The 3,182-nt window shown below is 31.6% G+C and carries 3 protein-coding genes and 1 pseudogene; 1 reads left to right on the top strand and 3 read right to left on the bottom strand.

Annotated features, from left to right (window positions below):
- Positions 1-222 precede the first annotated feature (222 nt).
- Complete coding sequence (locus tag ACIQ0D_RS12400; protein ID WP_395806080.1) at positions 223-1,377, top strand: AI-2E family transporter; 1,155 nt, start codon at positions 223-225, stop codon at positions 1,375-1,377.
- Between the two features lie 7 nt (positions 1,378-1,384).
- Here the strand turns inward: ACIQ0D_RS12400 and ACIQ0D_RS12405 are convergent.
- From ACIQ0D_RS12405 to ACIQ0D_RS12415, 3 genes and pseudogenes are all read right to left on the bottom strand, one after another.
- A pseudogene (locus tag ACIQ0D_RS12405) lies at positions 1,385-1,608 on the bottom strand (DUF2400 family protein).
- A gap of 616 nt (positions 1,609-2,224) precedes the next feature.
- On the bottom strand, positions 2,225-3,094 hold the full coding sequence (locus ACIQ0D_RS12410; protein WP_395806082.1) for a TIGR02757 family protein: 870 nt from the start codon (positions 3,092-3,094) through the stop codon (positions 2,225-2,227).
- 15 nt (positions 3,095-3,109) lie between these two features.
- Positions 3,110-3,182: PLP-dependent transferase (locus ACIQ0D_RS12415; protein WP_395806084.1), on the bottom strand; the 73-nt coding region annotated here is incomplete at its 5' end.

The following is a 3,182-nucleotide window of genomic DNA, read 5'->3' on the forward strand; positions in this document are numbered from 1 at the left end:
CTTACAGAAAAAAACAAGTATGAATTTTATTAACATTTAGGGATAATTAATTTTATTTAAATTGCGAGTAATCAATGACGACTGTTTTGTTGGGATTATTAAACCTTTAATTAATTTATATCAAAAAACGGTAAATGAATTCCCAAATTAATGTGGATAAAAGCATTTCTGATTTTATTTTCATAAATTAACATATTACATAAATTGCTAAAATAATATAGCATGAAAGAATTACCACTAACCGTAAGAAGATCAATTGAATTAATTGGCATTTGTTTGCTAGGTGCGCTTTTAGCAATTGGCAGTGATATTATTATGCCCGTTTTAATGGCTTTCTTTTTGAGCATTGTTCTATTACCTACTTATCGTTTTTTACGGAAAAAGAGATTCCCAGAGGTTTTAGCCATTTTATTACCCATTTTATTTGGTGCAGTGTTTATAGGGTCTGTCATTTGGTTTTTCTCGAATCAAATTAGCATACTGGTAGCCGATTTCCCACAAATTCAAAGAAACATCAGCTTTCATTTAAACAATTTAAGTTATTGGATAAATAGCAAAACTGATTTTTCTACTCAAGAGCAGATTAAGTTTTTGAATGAACAAAGCAATAAATTACTAACAAATGCAGGCAATATCATTGGAGGTGCAGCTGGATCTATCACTTCTGGCTTTATTTTTATTGGCTTAGTTCCTATTTACATCTATTTATTTTTATCCTACAAAAATCTATTGTTACGGTTTGTTTTTGTGTGGTTTAAGCAAGATCAGCATAAAAAGGTAAAAGAAGTAATGAAGGAAACTGAAGTAATTATTAAAAGTTACATAGTCGGCTTACTTATTCAGATAGCTTATATCACCATTTTATTAGGTGGAATATTATTAATTTTAGACATCAAACATGCAATACTAATAGGAGTAATTTTCGCATTATTAAATCTTATTCCCTATGTAGGAGCCTTAATTGGGAACTTAATTGGTGTCTTATTAACCCTCACCTCTTCACAAGAATTATTACCAATATTTATCGTTCTAGGTGTAATTGCAATTGTTCAATTTCTCGACAATAATATCCTAATGCCTCGAATTGTAGGTTCAAAAGTCAAGATAAATGCATTTGCTGCTATTTTAGGTGTGTTTATATCCGGAACACTCGCCGGAGTTTCAGGAATGTTTTTGGCATTGCCTATGGTTGCCGTTTTAAAAATCATTTTTGATCGCTCCGAAATGTTTAAACCTTGGGGAATTTTATTAGGCGATGAAAACCCAATTAGGAGTCCGATGCACTTTCCAAAACTTCGAATTAGCAATGAGAAAATAGACGAAGAACTGAAGGAACAAAATGATATTAAGTCTGTGGACAATGAAGATAATAAGTAAAATTGGTTTAAAGGATGACATTTTGAAAATGCTCTTCAATCCCTAATCCAAATAATGCAAAATCATATTTTACAGGGTCATTTGAATCAAATTGCTGAAGATTCCTGCTAAGCTCAATAGAAGTTTGCCAATCCACTTGTTTACGAGTCATTAATTTCAATTTCCGGGTACGCGTTTAACATGTAAATCGTTGGGACAAATAAGTTGAGATGCTTTAATGCTCTTCCAGATTTGAAAGTCTACGCCTTTTTATCATCTTGAACTATCTAGCAAAAAAAGATGTTTAAGCGGCTAATTATGCAGGTTTTAAAGTTCTAAATTAGCCGAAATTGATGCGATTTTAATAGAATGATAGCGATTAAAATTTCTTTACAATCCCCTAACCGAATAAATCAATTTATAATTAGCAGATTATTAATTATTGGCTAAAAAATATTATATTTGATAAAAAACATGTTAAAGAAAATTCCATTTATCGAGTTAGCTATTCTGGTAGCTACCGTAGCAATTATCTTTCTATCCGAATATTATTATGTTGTGTTAAAGGACCATGATAGGGCTATTTTTATAGGTTTGTGGCCACCAACAATGATTGGATTGTTAATTTATATAAATCTAAAGAAAAACCAAAAGTAATATGGAATATTTAGATATAATAGTCTTAAGTATAATTGTGTCGATGTTGTTTGGCATATTTATTTTTGCTCCGATGAAACATGTCCATTCTCAAAAAACATCAAAAAATCCTAGTGATAAAGACGATTAATTAAATCATTCAAAAAAATATTTTTGAAATTTTCTTTTATGAAATTTCTTATGGATGAATCGAGGTTTATCCATAAGAAAACTAAAATTTCTCCTCAATTCCTAAGCCAAAAAGTGCATAATCGTACTTTACAGGATCTTCATTATCAAAAAAAGATAAGTTTTCGGTGAGTTGTACTGCTGTAATCCAGTCGGTTTGCTTTCGGGTGATTAATCCTAACTTTCGGGCTACCCTATCCACGTGTACATCGCAGGGACAGATTAGCATGGATGGATTAATAGTCTTCCATATCCCAAAATCAACACCTTTTTGATCACTTCTTACCATCCAGCGTAAAAACATGTTTAACCGTTTGCAAGTAGATTTCTGAATAGGTGAACTTACGTGTTTTTTAGTTCTATGTGGGAAATCAGGTAGAGAAAAGAAATATTCCCTAAAGTAATTTAAGTAATTTTCAACAGATTTCCTAGTAAAATCGGTTTTTTCGGAAGCACCTCTCCTATTATTAACTGGCATTTCAAAATCGGATCCATCAATCCCCCATTTCAAATGTTGACCAGTAAATGCATTTTCAAGAGAGGAATTATAACGATAATGCTGTTTAAAAAACTCTATGAAATATAAAGTATCCGTATCATTAAATGTGCGATGCTTGAAATCAAGAAAAACCTTCAAATCAGAATCTCTATGATTCATGATAAAATCATAGGGTGCTCCATCCATCAAACGAATGAGTTCATTACACTTATTAATTATGGTTTTACGCTGCCCCCATGCTAAAATAGAGGCCCAAAAACCCATTATCTCAATATCCTGCTTCAATTTAAATTGATGAGGAATACAAATAGGATCATTTTCTATAAATCCCGGCTGATTGTATAACTCAACCTTTGCATCAAGAAATTCTTTCAGCCCCTGAAACGTATTTAAAGAAACCGGATATTGAGACATGATTTTATAAAATCTCTAAGAAAGTGCCTGCTTTAAATCCTCAAGCAAATCTTCCACATCCTCAACACCAACACTTAAACGTAAAAGG

It is taken from the genome of Daejeonella sp., from assembly GCF_044342615.1.
Classification (GTDB): Bacteria; Bacteroidota; Bacteroidia; order Sphingobacteriales; family Sphingobacteriaceae; genus Daejeonella.